This window comes from Protofrankia sp. Cas4, from assembly GCF_963555915.1.
Taxonomy (GTDB): domain Bacteria; phylum Actinomycetota; class Actinomycetes; order Frankiales; family Frankiaceae; genus Protofrankia.
Genome location: NZ_CAUVXL010000113.1, coordinates 1 through 14,712, shown reverse-complemented (window position 1 = coordinate 14,712; position 14,712 = coordinate 1). Strand labels below are relative to the sequence as shown.

Annotated in this window: 12 protein-coding genes; 8 read left to right on the top strand and 4 right to left on the bottom strand. The window is 68.8% G+C overall.

Annotated features, from left to right (window positions below; all coding sequences use genetic code 11):
- Positions 1–12 precede the first annotated feature (12 nt).
- A complete protein-coding gene (locus U9979_RS10430) occupies positions 13–810 on the bottom strand; it encodes a TetR/AcrR family transcriptional regulator (RefSeq protein ID WP_322779215.1) in 798 nt (265 codons plus the stop codon).
- A gap of 157 nt (positions 811–967) precedes the next feature.
- Here U9979_RS10430 and U9979_RS10425 point away from each other — a divergent pair, with 157 nt between their 5' ends.
- From U9979_RS10425 to bfr, 6 genes are all read left to right on the top strand, one after another.
- A complete protein-coding gene (locus U9979_RS10425; protein ID WP_322779214.1) occupies positions 968–1,870 on the top strand; it encodes a phosphatase PAP2 family protein in 903 nt (300 codons plus the stop codon).
- Between the two features lie 136 nt (positions 1,871–2,006).
- Entirely contained in the window at positions 2,007–3,179 is a 1,173-nt protein-coding gene (locus U9979_RS10420) for an OmpA family protein (protein WP_322779213.1), read from the top strand.
- Between the two features lie 71 nt (positions 3,180–3,250).
- Complete coding sequence (locus U9979_RS10415; protein WP_322779212.1) at positions 3,251–3,682, top strand: ferritin-like domain-containing protein; 432 nt, start codon at positions 3,251–3,253, stop codon at positions 3,680–3,682.
- A complete protein-coding gene (locus U9979_RS10410) occupies positions 3,679–4,485 on the top strand; it encodes a family 1 encapsulin nanocompartment shell protein (protein ID WP_322779211.1) in 807 nt (268 codons plus the stop codon). The genes U9979_RS10415 and U9979_RS10410 overlap by 4 nt, the downstream gene beginning before the upstream one ends.
- 187 nt (positions 4,486–4,672) lie before the next feature.
- The gene (locus U9979_RS10405) at positions 4,673–4,861 is read left to right on the top strand and encodes a (2Fe-2S)-binding protein (RefSeq protein WP_322779210.1); all 189 of its coding nucleotides are present in this window, start codon (positions 4,673–4,675) and stop codon (positions 4,859–4,861) included.
- Between the two features lie 17 nt (positions 4,862–4,878).
- A complete protein-coding gene (gene bfr, locus U9979_RS10400) occupies positions 4,879–5,349 on the top strand; it encodes a bacterioferritin (RefSeq protein WP_322779209.1) in 471 nt (156 codons plus the stop codon).
- Positions 5,350–5,372: 23 nt separating this feature from the next.
- Here bfr and U9979_RS10395 read toward each other — a convergent pair whose 3' ends face one another.
- Positions 5,373–6,572, bottom strand: a complete 1,200-nt coding sequence (locus tag U9979_RS10395) for a glycerate kinase (RefSeq protein WP_322779208.1) — start codon at positions 6,570–6,572, stop codon at positions 5,373–5,375.
- Between the two features lie 172 nt (positions 6,573–6,744).
- Here U9979_RS10395 and U9979_RS10390 point away from each other — a divergent pair, with 172 nt between their 5' ends.
- Positions 6,745–8,994, top strand: a complete 2,250-nt coding sequence (locus U9979_RS10390) for a putative bifunctional diguanylate cyclase/phosphodiesterase (protein WP_322779207.1) — start codon at positions 6,745–6,747, stop codon at positions 8,992–8,994.
- Between the two features lie 31 nt (positions 8,995–9,025).
- Here U9979_RS10390 and U9979_RS10385 read toward each other — a convergent pair whose 3' ends face one another.
- Together U9979_RS10385 and U9979_RS10380 are read right to left on the bottom strand one after the other, a co-directional pair.
- The gene (locus U9979_RS10385; RefSeq protein ID WP_322779206.1) at positions 9,026–12,400 is read right to left on the bottom strand and encodes a DUF2232 domain-containing protein; all 3,375 of its coding nucleotides are present in this window, start codon (positions 12,398–12,400) and stop codon (positions 9,026–9,028) included.
- A 118-nt stretch (positions 12,401–12,518) separates the two neighbouring features.
- Positions 12,519–13,157, bottom strand: coding sequence for a hypothetical protein (locus tag U9979_RS10380; RefSeq protein WP_322748672.1), 639 nt, complete (start codon positions 13,155–13,157; stop codon positions 12,519–12,521).
- Positions 13,158–13,387: 230 nt separating this feature from the next.
- Here U9979_RS10380 and U9979_RS10375 point away from each other — a divergent pair.
- A partial coding sequence (locus tag U9979_RS10375; protein ID WP_322779205.1) for a universal stress protein occupies positions 13,388–14,712 on the top strand: 1,325 nt, incomplete at its 3' end.

Sequence of the window (14,712 nt, the reverse complement as noted above, 5' to 3'; positions counted from 1 at the left end):
AAGTTCGATATGTTATCGAGATTTCTCAATGAGAGGTGTCTCAATGATTGGCCTGACAACAGTGGGCCTGACCGCTGCGGGCACGGCAGTGGTGGGCATGACGACGAGGGGCATGACTATGCCGTCCACAACGTCGACTATGTACCTGTGGTCCAAGGGTTCACCCGAGATGAGGTGGCGGCCGAACAGCAGGGAGGGTCCTATTTCGTTGACTAGCGGCCACGGAGCGTCATAGCGGACGTCGCCGCGCTTGATGGCTCGCTCGGCGATCGCCATCTGGACTGCTCGGCGCTGGTGAAGGAGGACTGTCCGCAGGGCCACGGCGAGATCGGCATGTCGGGTGAGCTCGCCGACAAGGGTCGCGGTCACCGCACCCTGGCGTCCGCGAAGTACGTTGGCGAATTCATGCAGCAGCAGAAGCTGGTCCTCGCGAAAATTTCCGGTGTCCGGGTCGGTGGCGCAGCTGTTGTCGAGGCGCCACACTGTGTCGATCACCAGGTCGAGCTTGCAGGACCACCTGCGGTAGAGCGTGGCCTTGCCCGCCCGGGCCCTTGCAGCCACAAGATCCATTGTTACGGTGCCGTAGCCGTGTTCGGCGAGCAGTTCGACCACCGCGGTGTGGATCGCGTCCTCCAGGACCTCGCCGCGTCGCCTCGGGATGGCCGGTGCGTGCGGCGACCGGCGGCGGCCACCGGCCGCAGGGGTGAAACCCGTCGCAGGAAGGGGGAGGGGTGCCGATGTCGCCGGCGTCCCGCCGGCAGGTATGGGACGTGCCGCATCAGGCGGTACGCCGACTGTCGGGTGCGTCATCGCTACCCCCGGGAACGATCCGTTGTCGGTAGTGCAGCTGGTGACGCAAAGGTACTCGACTGAATACGTTGAGCGAAAGATGGGGTGTCTGGGTCGGCAGGAGAAGGTCGAAAACGGGCCCACAGGGGGGCTCAGGTCAAAGCCGGGGAGGTCGCGGGTGATCTGCTTGCGCCGCAGGTCGGACGGGCTGCCGGTGGTGTGGGTAGAAGCTGTTATGATCATTGGTTTCTACTACACCTACACGGCTACTCGCGCGGCGGCGGACGGATCCGTGCCGGCTGCGCTCGCCGTCGGGTGGGATCTCGTGCGCATCCAGGCGGACCTCCATCTCAACGCCGAGCGTGGGCTGAACCACTGGCTCCAGGGCATCCCCGTGCTGGCTGTGGCGAGCTGTTACTACTACGCGACCCTCCACTTCATCGTGACGCCCGCCGTCCTCGTGTGGCTCTACCGCAAACGTCCCGGCCACTACCTGCGGGCTCGCTGGACGATCATGTGCGCGACCGTGATCAGCCTTGTCGGGTTTATCCTCCTGCCGACGGCCCCCCCGCGGCTGCTGCCCGGTGCAGGGTTCGTCGACACCATGGCGTCGTTCCACGACTGGGGTTGGTGGGGTGGCGGCTCCAGCGCGGCGCCCCGGGGGCTGGCAGGTCTGGCCAACCAGTTCGCGGCCATGCCATCCCTGCACTGCGCGTGGGCCCTGTGGTGCGGCTGGTGTGTCGCCAGGTTCGCCCGCCACCGTTGGGTCAGGACGCTCGCCGTCATCTACCCGGGCACAACGGCGTTCGTGGTGATGGCCACCGCCAACCACTACGTGCTCGATGTCGTCGCCGGGTGGGTGGTGCTCGGGCTCGGAGCCCTGTTGACAGCGGCCGTGACACGCGTGGCGCACCGGCGCGGGCGTCGCGACGGCCGCGCAGACCCGGTCGACCAGCGTGCCGGGCCCCAGCGTGCCGGGCAGCAGGCCCAGCCGGCCGCGATCGTCGGTACGGCCGCGGCGCACCCGCCCGCATCGACCAACATCCACCGGACCCGGCCTGGACCCACCCGGTGTATGTGACGGGCGTCCCGATGTGCGACAGTTGACCCGCGGCGGGGTTGTTCGTCGTACTTTTCTGGTCCGTTGGGCCGCCCGAAGGCATCGTGGCGGCGCGTCCTGACGGCGTCCCAGCAGATTCCGCGCGGAGACCACTTCGATGTCCTTGGCCCAGCTGGCCGCGGTGCGGCGACCTCGTCCCGTCGTGTTCGCGGTGTCCCTTGTCGTCGCCTGGCTGCTGCTCGCACTGCTTGCGTTCGGCCTGCGGCGTGGGCCGATCGAAGACGAGCTGTCCAGGCGGGCGGCCTCGGTGGTCCGCTCCAGTGGCCGGACCGGAGCGGATGTGACCTTCGACGGCCGGGATGCGACCGTGCACGGGACCTTCCCCAGCCTTGCGGCCGCCGAATCGGCCCGCCAGGCCGTCGCGCACATGTCCGGCGCGCGGTCAGCCACGCTGGCTCCTGATGTTCGGATCGTGCCAGGGCCAGGGCCAGGGCCAGGGCCAGGGCCGGGGCCGGTGCCGGTGCCGGGCGCCACCGCGAAACCGTTGGTGATTTCTGTCAACGGCGGATCGCTCACCGTCACCGCGACGGTGCCTGACCGTGATGCTCGGGAGCGGCTTCTCGGCGCGGCAGCTGCGGCGAGTTCCGGCACGTTGACCGGGCAGGTCGCGGTTGATCCCACGGTGGCCGCGCCGCCGGTGACGACCCTGGGGGACCTGACCCGTTCGCTGACTGCAGTGGCGGGCACACATCAGGTAACGATTATCGGTTCCACGGTGGTTGTCGAGGGAACCGTGGTCGATGCCGACGAGCGCGCGCGGCTGGGGTCCGCTGTGCTCGCCGCGGCGCGCACAGCAGAACCTGCGATCTCCCTCGACAACCGCCTGACGGTTCGATCGGTGACTCCTGAGCCCGCCCCTGCAGTCGACGCGGCGGGCGACGCGGCGGGCGACGCCGCGGTCGACCGTACCGCCCCGGCCGATCCTCTTGCCGGTGCGCTGGCCTCGGGTCGGGTCGCCTTCGCGACCGACAGCTCGGAGCTCACCGACCTCGATCGTGCCCATCTCGACCAGATCGCGGCGGTGCTGCGCGGCGGTACCCAGAAGGTTCTGGTGGCTGGTCACACCGATGCCCAGGGTTCCCTGCCGGTCAACGAGGTCTTGTCGCTGGCACGGGCACACTCCGCGGCCTCCTATCTGTCGAGTCACGGAGTACCGCAGGGGCAGCTGCGGGCTGCCGGGTTCGCCGCCGACTATCCGGTGGCGACCAATGACACCGAAGCCGGCCGCGCCGCCAACCGCAGGGTGGAGATCTCCCCTCTCATGCCGTAGTGGCCGGCGGACTCGCTGCGTGCACGCGTTTCCTGACGCGTGGTGCTCCACCTGCGTGGTACCTACAGCGGGTGGCTGACACGAGCATGGGGCTGCACGAGCAGCCCGGAACGCTGCATCCGGCAACGATCGACCGACACCGGGCGATCGTCTCGCTGATGGAGGAACTCGAAGCGGTCGACTGGTACGACCAGCGGGTGGATGCGGCGGGGGATCCAAGCCTGGCCGGCATCCTCGCTCACAATCGGGATGAGGAGAAGGAACACGCCGCAATGACCCTGGAATGGCTGCGGCGTCACGATCCGGCCCTCGACGCCCAGCTCCGGACCTACCTGTTCACCTCCGGCCCGATTCTCTCGGTGGAGGCCGAGGCGACGGGAGGCAACGGCGACGGTGCGCCGACGCAGGACCGGCGGCTCCCCGTCGAGGGTCCGATGCCGGCCACTCCCGGGCGCGGTGACGGGTCGTTGGGCATTGGCGGTCTGCGGAGCGTGACCGGGTGAATCATCTGCTGCGCGACCACGCTCCGCTCACCGAGGCTTCCTGGTCGATGATCGACCGGGAAGCGCGGGCGAGGCTCACCACGAACCTCGCCGCCCGCAAGCTGGTCGATTTCTCCGGCCCGCACGGCTGGGGCCGGTCGGCGACCGCGCTGGGGCGGGTCACGACCCTTGCCACGGCGCCGGTAGAAGGCGTGGTTGCCCAGCTACGGCAGGTCCTGCCCCTGGTTGAGCTGCGGACATCCTTCACGCTGGCATGCCGGGAGTTGGCTGACGTCGACCGGGGCGCCGACGATGTGGATCTCGGTGCGCTCGACGAAGCCGTGCGCACCATCGCGATCAGCGAGAACGCGATCGTCTTCCACGGGTTTCCCGATGCCGGGATGGTCGGGATCATGGAGGCGTCGGCGCATCCCGCCGTCTCGCTCGGAGCTGACACCGGCACCTACCCCCGCGCCGTCGCCAAGGCCGTCGCCCTGCTGGCGCAGGCCGGCATCGGTGGACCCTACGGTCTGGCCATCGAGCCGGACGGGTACACGGCGATCATCGAGACGGTCGAGAAGGGCGGCTATCTGCTGCTCGGCCATCTCCGCCAGATTCTGGACGGGCCGGTGGTACGCGCTCCCGGAATCCGCGGAGCGGTCGTGCTGAGTCTGCGCGGGGGGGATTTCATCCTCGAGTCCGGTCAGGACCTGTCGGTCGGTTATGCCGGCCGCACGATGGACACGGTCCACCTCTATGTCGAGGAGAGCCTCAGCTTCCGCGTGACCGAGCCGGATGCGGCCGTGGTGTTGCGGGCACTGTGATCTGGGTGACAGCGAGGCGGTACGGCGACCTGCTTGTTTTTGATCTTTCTGTGTGAGACTCTCCCGTCTGGGAACTATTAGGGAAGCTTTAGCTAAGTAGCGAGCGTTCGTTTTCGTCATCCCAGCTGTGCGCAACCTCCGCTGGGTGACGCGGTGAACAGCTCCTGAATGGGCGTGGTGAGGTGCGGTGCTGGTCTGTTCATGTTTTGCTGTAAACGATCGGACGTTGCGCGGCGTGATCGAGTCGGGCGCGCGCGACACGGGTGATGTGGGTGACGTCTGCGCCGCAGGTACCGGCTGCGGCGGCTGCCTCGACGAGATCGAGGAGTTGCTGAGCGATCATCTCCGTGTCCGTCCGGTCGTCCCGTCGGGCTGACGCAGCGGAGGTTCCATGTGAGGGGCGACCCGGAAATCGTCGAACTGCTCAATCGCGTCCTCACCAATGAGTTGACAGCCGTCAATCAGTACTTCCTGCACTCGCGGATGCAGCTCAACTGGGGCTACGACCGGCTGGGCAGGCACACCTACGACGAGTCGATCGATGAGATGCGCCACGCTGACTTGCTGGTGCACCGGGTGCTCTACCTCGGTGGGCTCCCGAATCTCCAGCGGCTGAACACGTTGCGCGTCGGTGAGACCGTCGTCGAGCAACTGAACTCCGACCGGACCCACGAGATCGAGGCATGCGGCCTCCTGCGCGAAGGGATTGTCCTGACCCGATCCCGTGACGATGTCGGCTCGGCCGTCCTCCTGGAGAGGATCCTCGTCTCAGAGGAGGAGCACATCGACTGGCTGGACGCCCAGATCGAGCTACTCGCCCAGGTCGGGGAAGCGCACTACCTCTCGCAGCAGATCCACGACTGACCGGTAGCGGGCGACTGACCGTTTCAGGACAGCATGCTGCGGAGGGCTTCGGCGGTCGCACGTCGCAGCCTGCGGGCAGCCTCGGCCCGGCCGACGAACGCCGGCACCCCCACCGTCGCGGGGGCGCCGGCAACGGGGGCCACCGGGTGGACGGGGGCCACCGGGTGGACGGTGAAGACGGCGGTGAAGCCGGCATCCTGCCAGCGACCCGGGTCGAGGTCCACCCGTCCGCAGACCGCGATGACCGGCACACCGGCCGTCCGGGCCCGGCTCGCGACGACCGCCGGAGCCTTGCCCCGCAGGGTCGTCGCGTCCAGTGCGCCCTCGCCGGTGATCACAAGGTGAGCGCCGTCCAGGGCCGCGTCGAAGTCGACGAGATCGAGGAGCAGCTCGGCGCCCGCCCGTATCTGTGCACCGAGAAAGACCATCGCGCCAAAGCCGAGACCGCCGGCCGCGCCTGCGCCCGCGGTGACCCTCGCCTCCCTCGCCGGGAGGCCCGCGACATCCCACGGCAGCGCGTCGAGCCGGTTGGCGAGCGTGCGCAGCCCCTCTTCGAGGACGGCGACCTCGGCTGGTCCTGCGCCCTTCTGCGGTCCGAAGACCGCTGCCGCACCGTGCGGCCCGAGCAGCGGGCTGTCAACGTCTGCCGCGACGGTGATCTCAGCATGGGCGAGTCGCCGATCCCGACCGCTGACATCGATTGTGTGAAGATCACGTAGGGCGGCGCCACCCGGCGGCAGGGGCCGGCCGGTCCGGTCCAGAAATCTGACACCCAGTGCGGAGGCCATCCCGGCGCCCCCGTCGGTCGTCGCGCTCCCGCCCGCTCCGAGCAGCAGCCGTCGGGCTCCGGCGTCCAGGGCGGCACGCACCAGCTCACCGGTACCGGCAGTGGACGCTGCCAGCGGCGCGAGCCGTCCAGGTGGCACGAGCCGCAGACCGGACGCCGCAGCCGTCTCCAGCACCGCGGCGTCGGCTCGAACGGCGAACGCAGCGCGCACCGCGGTTCCCAGCGGCCCGGCCACAGTGGCCTCATGACGGGTGAAGCCCGCGGCAAGAGCCGCGGCCACGGTTCCGTCGCCGCCGTCGGCCACCGGCCGCATGACGATGTCCGCGTGCCGGTAGGTGTCACCGACCCCGTCAGCCATGGCGTGTGCCGCCTCGTTCGCGGTCAGCGTGCCTTTGAAGGCGTTGGGTGCCACAACGATTCGAACGGACGTGGACATGCCCGCATAATCCCGTTGCGACGTGCGGTCGGTACATCCGGCACATGTGAATATCCACCGGACACGCCCTAACGTTCTGTGCTCACCCGACTGCCGCTACACTCAGTCTTCGATCGGGAAGTAGCGTGATGAGCCGGGATGTGCACGGGGCTGACATCCGCGAGGAGGTGCGTTGGTCGCGAGCGTGGTCGGCTTGGTGCCTGACGTGGTGTCCGCCGGGCTACTGGTGGTGACATCCGACAGCCGTGTGGTTTGGGCTAACCGGGCCCTGTTCGCCCTTGTGACGGGCGGTGCGATGGTGCATGAGCAGAGTGCGACACCGGATCCGACGGGTCTTGGCGTACTCGTGCAGGCCACCGCCGGTTTCGACGACATGGTTGCCGCCCGACTGGCCGTCGCCGAGGCCGGACTGCCGTTGGTGGGCGTTGTCCCGGACGGGGAACCGTGCGAGGCCAGGTGGCAGGCGCCCGACGGCACCACCCGGTGGCTGGAGATCCGTTGCCGTGCGCTGGCTGCCGGTGACACGGGCCGGGACCGGACGGTCGGTACCGGGGGCTATGTTCTTTATGAGATTGTCGACAATACCGCTCGTCACAATGAAGAGGATGTCGCGCAGCTGCGCCAACGGTGGCTCCGTCATGTGGAGACGATCGCCCGGACGGGCATCTGGGAGTGGGACCTGGTCACCAACGAGGTGGAGTGGTCCGACGAGCTTCTTGCGATGTTCGGCTACCCCACGGACACCTATCTCGATTACGACACCTACCGGTCGCTGATGCACCCCGACGACGTCTCGAGGATCGAAGGCGTTCTGGAGCGGGCGATCGCCGAGGTCAGCCCGTTTGAATTCACCCACCGCATGTACCTGGCCGACCGGGTTACCGAGTGTGTGCTCGAATGCCACGGCGATGTCCTCACCGACCATGCGGGTACGCCGATTCGGATCATGGGTACGGCTCATGACGTCACCGAGCTGATCCGGGTCCGCCGCGAGCTCATCCACCTCACGACGCACGATCCGCTCACCGGACTGCGCAACCGCCAGGCGATGACGGCGCTTCTGTCCGAACGCATCGCAGGCATCGCAGACATCGCAGACATCGAACCCGTCGAGCGCATGACGGGCATCGCCATCGCGTCGAACGGGATGGCGCCGAACGGGATGGCGCGGGCCGGGATGGCGCCGAAGGCGCCGGCGCAGGCCGGGACTCTGCTACTCGTCGACGTGGACGATTTCAAGGACGTCAACGACATGCGCGGCCATGCCGTCGGCGACGCGGTGATGGGGGCTCTCGCCCAGCTGCTGGCCAAGACCCTGCCCGGCGCGGTTCTCGGGCGGCTCGGCGGCGACGAGTTCGCCGTGGTTCTGGAGTCCGACAACGGCCCGGACGGACTGGGCGTCGCGAACGCCCTGTGCGAGAAGGTTGCCCGGCACACGATCATCGTCGATGGCGTGACGATCCGTATCACCGTCAGCGTCGGCGTTGTGTCGCTGTCATCTGCGACCGACAGCGACATGGCACTGGCTCGTGCCCACCTTGCGTTGTACGAAGCCAAGGATGCCGGACGCGGCTGTGCGCGACTGTTCACCCCGGAGCGCTATGAGCACGTTGCCCGGCGGATCTCGATGGTGCAGCGGGTACGCGACGCCCTTGACGGGGGTCTGATGGCGTTGGACGCGCAGCCCGTCGTGGACCTGTCATCCCGCCAGGTGCAGGGATACGAGCTTCTGTTGCGTCTTCGTGACGGTCGGCAACCGGATCTGGCGCCGGCCGAATTCATGGGCGCACTCGCCGACAGCGATCTCATGCTGAGCCTGGACCGTTGGGTGCTGGCGCAGGCGGTGGCCGCACTCGCCTCCGCCACCGCTCGCCGGGAGCGGCTCCGCCTGCACATGAACATCTCCGGCCAGTCCGTCGCGGATCCCGAATTCGGTCAGTTCGTCCTGTCGGCGCTGCGTGCGGCCCGGGTCGATCCATCTCAACTCGGCCTGGAGATCCCCGAGAGCGTCGCGGTGACCAGCCTGGACGCGGCGCGGCATCTTGCCGAGACCCTCACCGACGCGGGATGCCGGTTCACCTTGGATGACTTCGGCGCGAGCGTGGGTTCGTTCGTCTACCTGCGCAACCTTCCATTCACCAATGTGAAGATCGACGGTGATTTCCTGCGGCATGTGGACACGTCGCCGGCCGACACCGTCCTGGTGGACGCCGTGGTACGGGTCGCGCGCTGCCTCGGTATGTACACCATTGCCGAGAAGGTCGATCGTGAACCGCTGGCGCTGGCACTGCGTGATCTTGGAGTGGACTATGCGCAGGGGTTCCTCACCGGCCGCCCCCGTCCATTGACCGATCTGCTCGCCGAAGGGTCGGACGTGGATCCCGAGACGCGTGAAGTCAGTCTCAACGGTTTTCTCGGTTAGCGCGCCCGGCAGTGATCAGCTGGAGCCGGTTTCAGATCAGTAGGGCCGCTGTGAACAGTCCCACCATGGTCGCGAGCGCGGCGGCGTCTGCGCGTCGGGGCCGGGCCGGCTGGTGTGACACCGCGCCGAAGCCGCCCCGCGCGGTGATCGCGTCGGTCATCTCCGCGGCCCGTCGTAGGCACGTGACTATCGCGGTGCACAGCAGCTCGGTCGCGCATCGCGCGTGGCGCGCCAACGCCGCCGGCCGGCGCGGCCGGGCCGGCCCCGCGGCCGCGCGTAGCCGGCGGACCGCGAGCAGCGTACGGATCTCGTCAACCAGCAGAGGCAGGCAGCGGATGGCCAGCGCCACCGTTGCCACCCACTCGTCGACCGGCAGCCGCAGCCGGCGCAGGGGCGCCATCAGCCGGTCCAGGGCGGGCGCGACGTCCGACAGCGGCGTTGTCCACCCGAGCAGCGCGGCAGTGGCGAACATGGTCATGGAGACCGACGTCAGCCGCAGCCATTCCAGGAGACCGCCGAGTGACAACCGCACTCCCGCGACCGCCATGAACGGTGCCTCGTGTGACTGCATGGTGAGCGCGGCGCCGATCAGGAGGCCGTACCAGAACCAACGGGGCAGCCTCGGTGCCGCGCCCGGCGGGATCCGGGCGATCACCATGCACACCCCGACGAATCCCGCGATCAGACCGATCACCGGCCACGACGGTCGCAGTGCGATGAGCATCCCGAGCGCGGCCATCATGATCAATTTTGTCCCCGCCCAGAGCCGGTGTACCGGGCTGGTGCCGGGGATGTAGCGCAGGAGGTTGGGTTCGGTCCGGCGGGCACGCGCGGCCGAACGCCGCCGGGAGAACCGACCCGGTGCTCGGGACGTGGCGGGCACGGGGACGTCGGGTTGCGAGGGCGCCGGTTGCGAGGGCGCCGGTTGCGAGGGCGATGGGGATGGGGATGGCGCTGGCGCTGCGGCCACGGGGACCGGATCCCGATCCCGATCCGGCAGCGGCAGCGGCAGCGGCAGCGGTGCGGCGTGGGGACCCGCGGTGCTGATGATCCCCGAACGCTGCGCACGAGCGATGAGCGGTGCGCTGCGAGGCTGGGGGAGCATGCGGGAACCGATGCGGGCGGTGTCCGCAGGGTCGCTTGCTGATACGTACCGTGGCCGGTCACCGTGGAACGGGCCGTCGTGGACCACCCGTCCGGCGTCCAGGACGAGCATCCGGTCTATCACCTCGGCCAGACCTTCGAAGTCGTGGGATACCACGACCAGCGTCAGCCCGGTGCGGATGCGAAGGTCCGCGAGCACCTTGACGAGGATGTGTCTCGACGGGGTGTCGAGTCCCGCCAGTGGTTCGTCGAGGATCATCAGGCGGGGTCGGCGGGCGATGAGTCCGGCGAGCGCGGCGCGGCGCATCTGCCCGCCGGAGAGGTTCTCCACCCGCCGGTCCCGAAACAGCACGGGGTCCAGGCCGACCGCGGCCAGCGCCTCGTCGGCGGCGGCGGCGCTCACCCCGGCCGCGGCGCGTACGTCAGCACCCACGGTGGGCGCCAGCAGCTGAAGGCGGGAGTGCTGCACGGCCAGTCCGATCTCGCCGGGGCAGGCGGTCAGCGGGCGACCGGCCATGCGGGCATCGCCTTCCGACGGACTGAGCAGACCGGCGAGGACGGCCGCGAGCGTCGACTTTCCCGATCCGTTACGACCACCGATAATGATCGATTCGCCGCTGTCGAGCTGGAAGGATACGTCGGTCAGCGCCCGGTGTGCCCATGGCGATCGGGATGAGTAAACCTGTCCGACACCGTCGAGACACACCAGCGGAGACGCCCCGGCGGTCACGATCGGACCCGGCGGGAACCGCGGTTGGCGCGGGTTGGGGCCCGGATCGACCGGTGCACAGCGCAGCGGGCCGGGTGGCGAGCTGTCCGCCGGTGTCATCCGACCGCTGTCGAGCATGATGCGACGATGTGCCCGCATCGCTTCGGTACGGCGGTGGGTCACGTGCACGACCGCGACCCCCTCCTCGTCGGGAAGGCGTGCCAGCAGCTCGGTGAGCTGCTGGCGGCCGTCAGCGTCCACCATGGCGGTGGACTCGTCGGAGACGAGCAGGCTCGGTGCCCGCGCGAGTGCGGCGGCGACCGCCAGCCGTTGCAGCTGTCCGCCCGACAACGTCGCGGTTTCGTGGTCGGCGAGCTGGGCGAGCCCGACCTTCGCCAGCAGCGCCTCGACATCGACCGCCCGGCCACCGTCAGCCAGGCCCCACACGATGTCGTCGCGGACACGCACACCCAGCACCTGTGACTCCGGCCGCTGGAAGATCATGGATGTGCCGCCGGGTCGGCCCAGCGCACAGTCACCGGGCCGCAGTACCCGCCCGCTAGTAGGGCTCCAACCACCGATGATGCGGGCGAGGGTGGACTTCCCGGATCCGTTGGCACCCAGGATCGCCACGAACTCGGCCGGCCAGATGGTCAGTGACACGTCGTGGACGGCGTCCCGTGACGCGCCGGGATAACGGTAGGTCACCGATTCCAGCTGGAGGGGAAGGGGCCGGGTCTGCGGACAGGGCTGCGCATCGGCTTGTGCCCGCGGGTGTGCCTGCCAGTATGCCTGCCAGTGTGCCTGCGAGTGTGCCTGCCAGTGGTCTGGCTGTTGCGGACGGGCGTGCGGATCCGGCTGCGCCGGCGCAGACCGCCGTCCGGCGGGGAGCCACGCCGGGGGGTTGGGATGGTCGGTCCGCGCCGATGGCGCGCCGGCGGCGAGGTGACGCAGTACCGGGCGGGTGACCAGCACGGTGGCGAGCACGTTGACCGCGGTGTTCGCCAGCAGCGCGGTCGGTAGGAGTGCCCACCAGTGCGTCGCGCCCCAGCGGACGACCGAGTCAGCGGCCGCCAGCCCGGGGTTGTCCGGCGCCATCCCGAGCCGTCCGATGCTGGTCCGGGCGCCGTCCCAGCTGTTGACGATCTCGGCGAGGACCAGTGTGCGCAGCTCGGTGAGAACGCCGAACACCGCGTCCATGACAAGGGCGACCGGCACCCACAGCACACCGACGGCCGCAGCCGCCGTGCGTAGGAGACCCCACCCCCGGCGGTGGGCGGTGCCCAGCAGCGTCCCGGTCATCATGCAGGAGGTGATGGTGATGGCGAACCCGGTGCCGCCGATGAGGACGGCTACGGCCATCGCGGCGAAGATCGCGGCGATCCCCGCCCGCAGTCGCCAGCGTGCAGCCAGTACCGCCGCCGGAACCGCCGCCGGGATCGTGAGCAACCAGCCGAGTGGAAGGAAACGCGCCACCAGGCAGATCGCGATCACCAGGTCGACGAGAACCGCCGCCTCGACGATCTCCAGTGCGCGCAGGCGACGCCCGGGCACAGACGTGACGGGCACCTCCGTCCGTATTTCCACGGTCACTCGCCACTCCCAGTCGCCGCCACACCGGACATCCAACTGTCCCATGGCGCTGGCACGGTGTCTGAGTCGCCCACGCCGATCACATCCCGGCGGCTGGGGGTCCTGGCTGTGGGCCGGGTCAGCTCAGCGGGCGGAAGGACGCCGGCTGGATGGCGGCCGGCTCGGTGGTGTACGCGGCGAGGGTGCGGGCCAGATCGGTCGGGTCGACACCGATGGCATGCATGTTGCGGGCGAGGTCGGCCATGACCGACAGTGCGTGGTACAGCAGCACTTCAGCGATTCCGGACGGCTGGCAGATTGCCAGCCGGAACGCGTTCGCGGCGTCGGAGTCCCCGGTCAGCGCGGCCAGTGCGCCGATGCGGATCCGTTGGCTGAGCGATTCCCAGACGCCCTCGCATTGAGGTGCCTCGGCGCTGCGCCAGACGCCGCGGTAGGTCAACGACCGGATGACCGCGTGTGGTTGTTCACCGGTTCGCAGATGCAGCGTCACCGCCCACATCGCGAGCAGCCAGCTCAGTGACCGCAGGAGTCTCGCGGGGTCGGCTGCGAGCCGTCCCGCCAGTGCATCCTCGGCCTCTCCTCGTGTGGATGTCTCCGCCCAGGCCTGGACTAGGCGTTCGGCTTCCACGATGTCGGTGATGCCCAGCTCGGGCGTGCATGGTCGCGCGACGGCGGCGGCCCGGTGGGACGCGGTGTCGACCAGTGCGAGTGCGCCGGCATCGTGCAGTGTCTGCCAGGCAAGTCCTGCTTGCGGCATGCCCGCTACGGTAATGGCCTGTTCGTCGTTTGAGTTCCCCTATTGCGCAGATCACTGACCTTCTCCACCACATGGACCCGTTCGTTGGTTGCGGCTCCGGAGGGTGTCTGCGGCGTGCGGACTGTGTGTCAGGCGTTGAGTTGTGATGCCAGTGTGAATGTATGTGCGGTCGCCGCTACGCTGTGCATATGTCGGCCGTCCCGCGCGGCGCGCACGCCTGATGGCGCACGATGGGTGTCGTGACTCGGGGAACCTTGCGTGTCTACCTTGGTGCCGCGCCAGGCGTCGGTAAGACCTACGCGGCTCTGGACGAGGCGCACCGGCGCCGCGATCGGGGAACCGATGTGGTCGTCGGTTTCGTCGAGACCCACGGCCGGCCGAAGACGGCGGCGTTGCTGGAAGGGCTGGAGGTCGTCCCGCGAAAGGAGATCTCCTACCGGGACGCGGTGTTCACCGAGATGGATGTTGACGCTGTGCTGGCCCGCAGGCCCGCGGTCGCCCTCGTCGACGAGCTCGCGCACACCAACGTCCCCGGCAGCCGCAACGCCAAGCGCTGGCAGGACGTCCACGAGCTCCTTGGCGCTGGTATCGACGTCATCTCCAACGTGAACATCCAGCACATGGATTCACTCAACGATGTGGTTGAGACGATCACCGGGGTGGCCCAGCGGGAGACCGTGCCCGATGACGTCGTCCGGGATGCCGACCAGGTGGAGCTGGTCGACATGGCCCCGGAGGCGCTGCGCCGTCGAATGGCGCACGGCAACGTCTACGCTCCGGAGAAGATCGACGCCGCACTGTCGAACTACTTCCGGGTTGGCAATCTGACTGCTCTGCGCGAGATAGCGCTACTGTGGGTAGCCGACAAGGTGGACGAGCAGCTCGACCGGTACCGCGCCGAACACGGCATAGCGGGGACCTGGGAAACCCGTGAACGCGTGGTCGTCGCTCTCACCGGTGGACCCGAGGGGGACACCCTGATCCGCCGGGCCGTCCGGATCGCGGACCGCAGCAAGGGCTCTGATCTGCTCGCCATCCACGTGGCCCGGTCGGACGGCCTGACCGGCGCGAACCCGCAGGCACTGGCCCGGCAGCGGGCGCTGGTGGAGAGCCTGGGAGGTACCTACCACCAGGTGATCGGCGAGGATGTCCCCACCGCGCTGCTCGACTTCGCCCGCGCGGAGAACGCGACCCAGCTGGTGCTCGGTGCCAGCCGGCGCGGCAGCCTGGCCCAGATGTTCAGCCCCGGTATCGGGGTCACCACGACCAAGCTGTCCGGGTCGATCGACGTCCACATGGTCACCCACGAGGAGGTCGGTAGTGGCTGGCGGCTGCCGCGGCTCACGCACGGCCTGACGCCGCGACGCCGCTTGATCGCGACTGCGCTGGCGGTCGCTCTTCTCCCGTTGCTCACCGTGGTCCTGGCGATCTCGCGTGAGTCGCTCAACCTCACAACCGACGCTCTTGCCTACCTGCTGGCGGTAGTGATCGTCGCGCTGGTCGGTGGATTCTGGCCCGCGCTGTTCGCCGCGGTCGCGAGTTCCCTGTTGCTGAA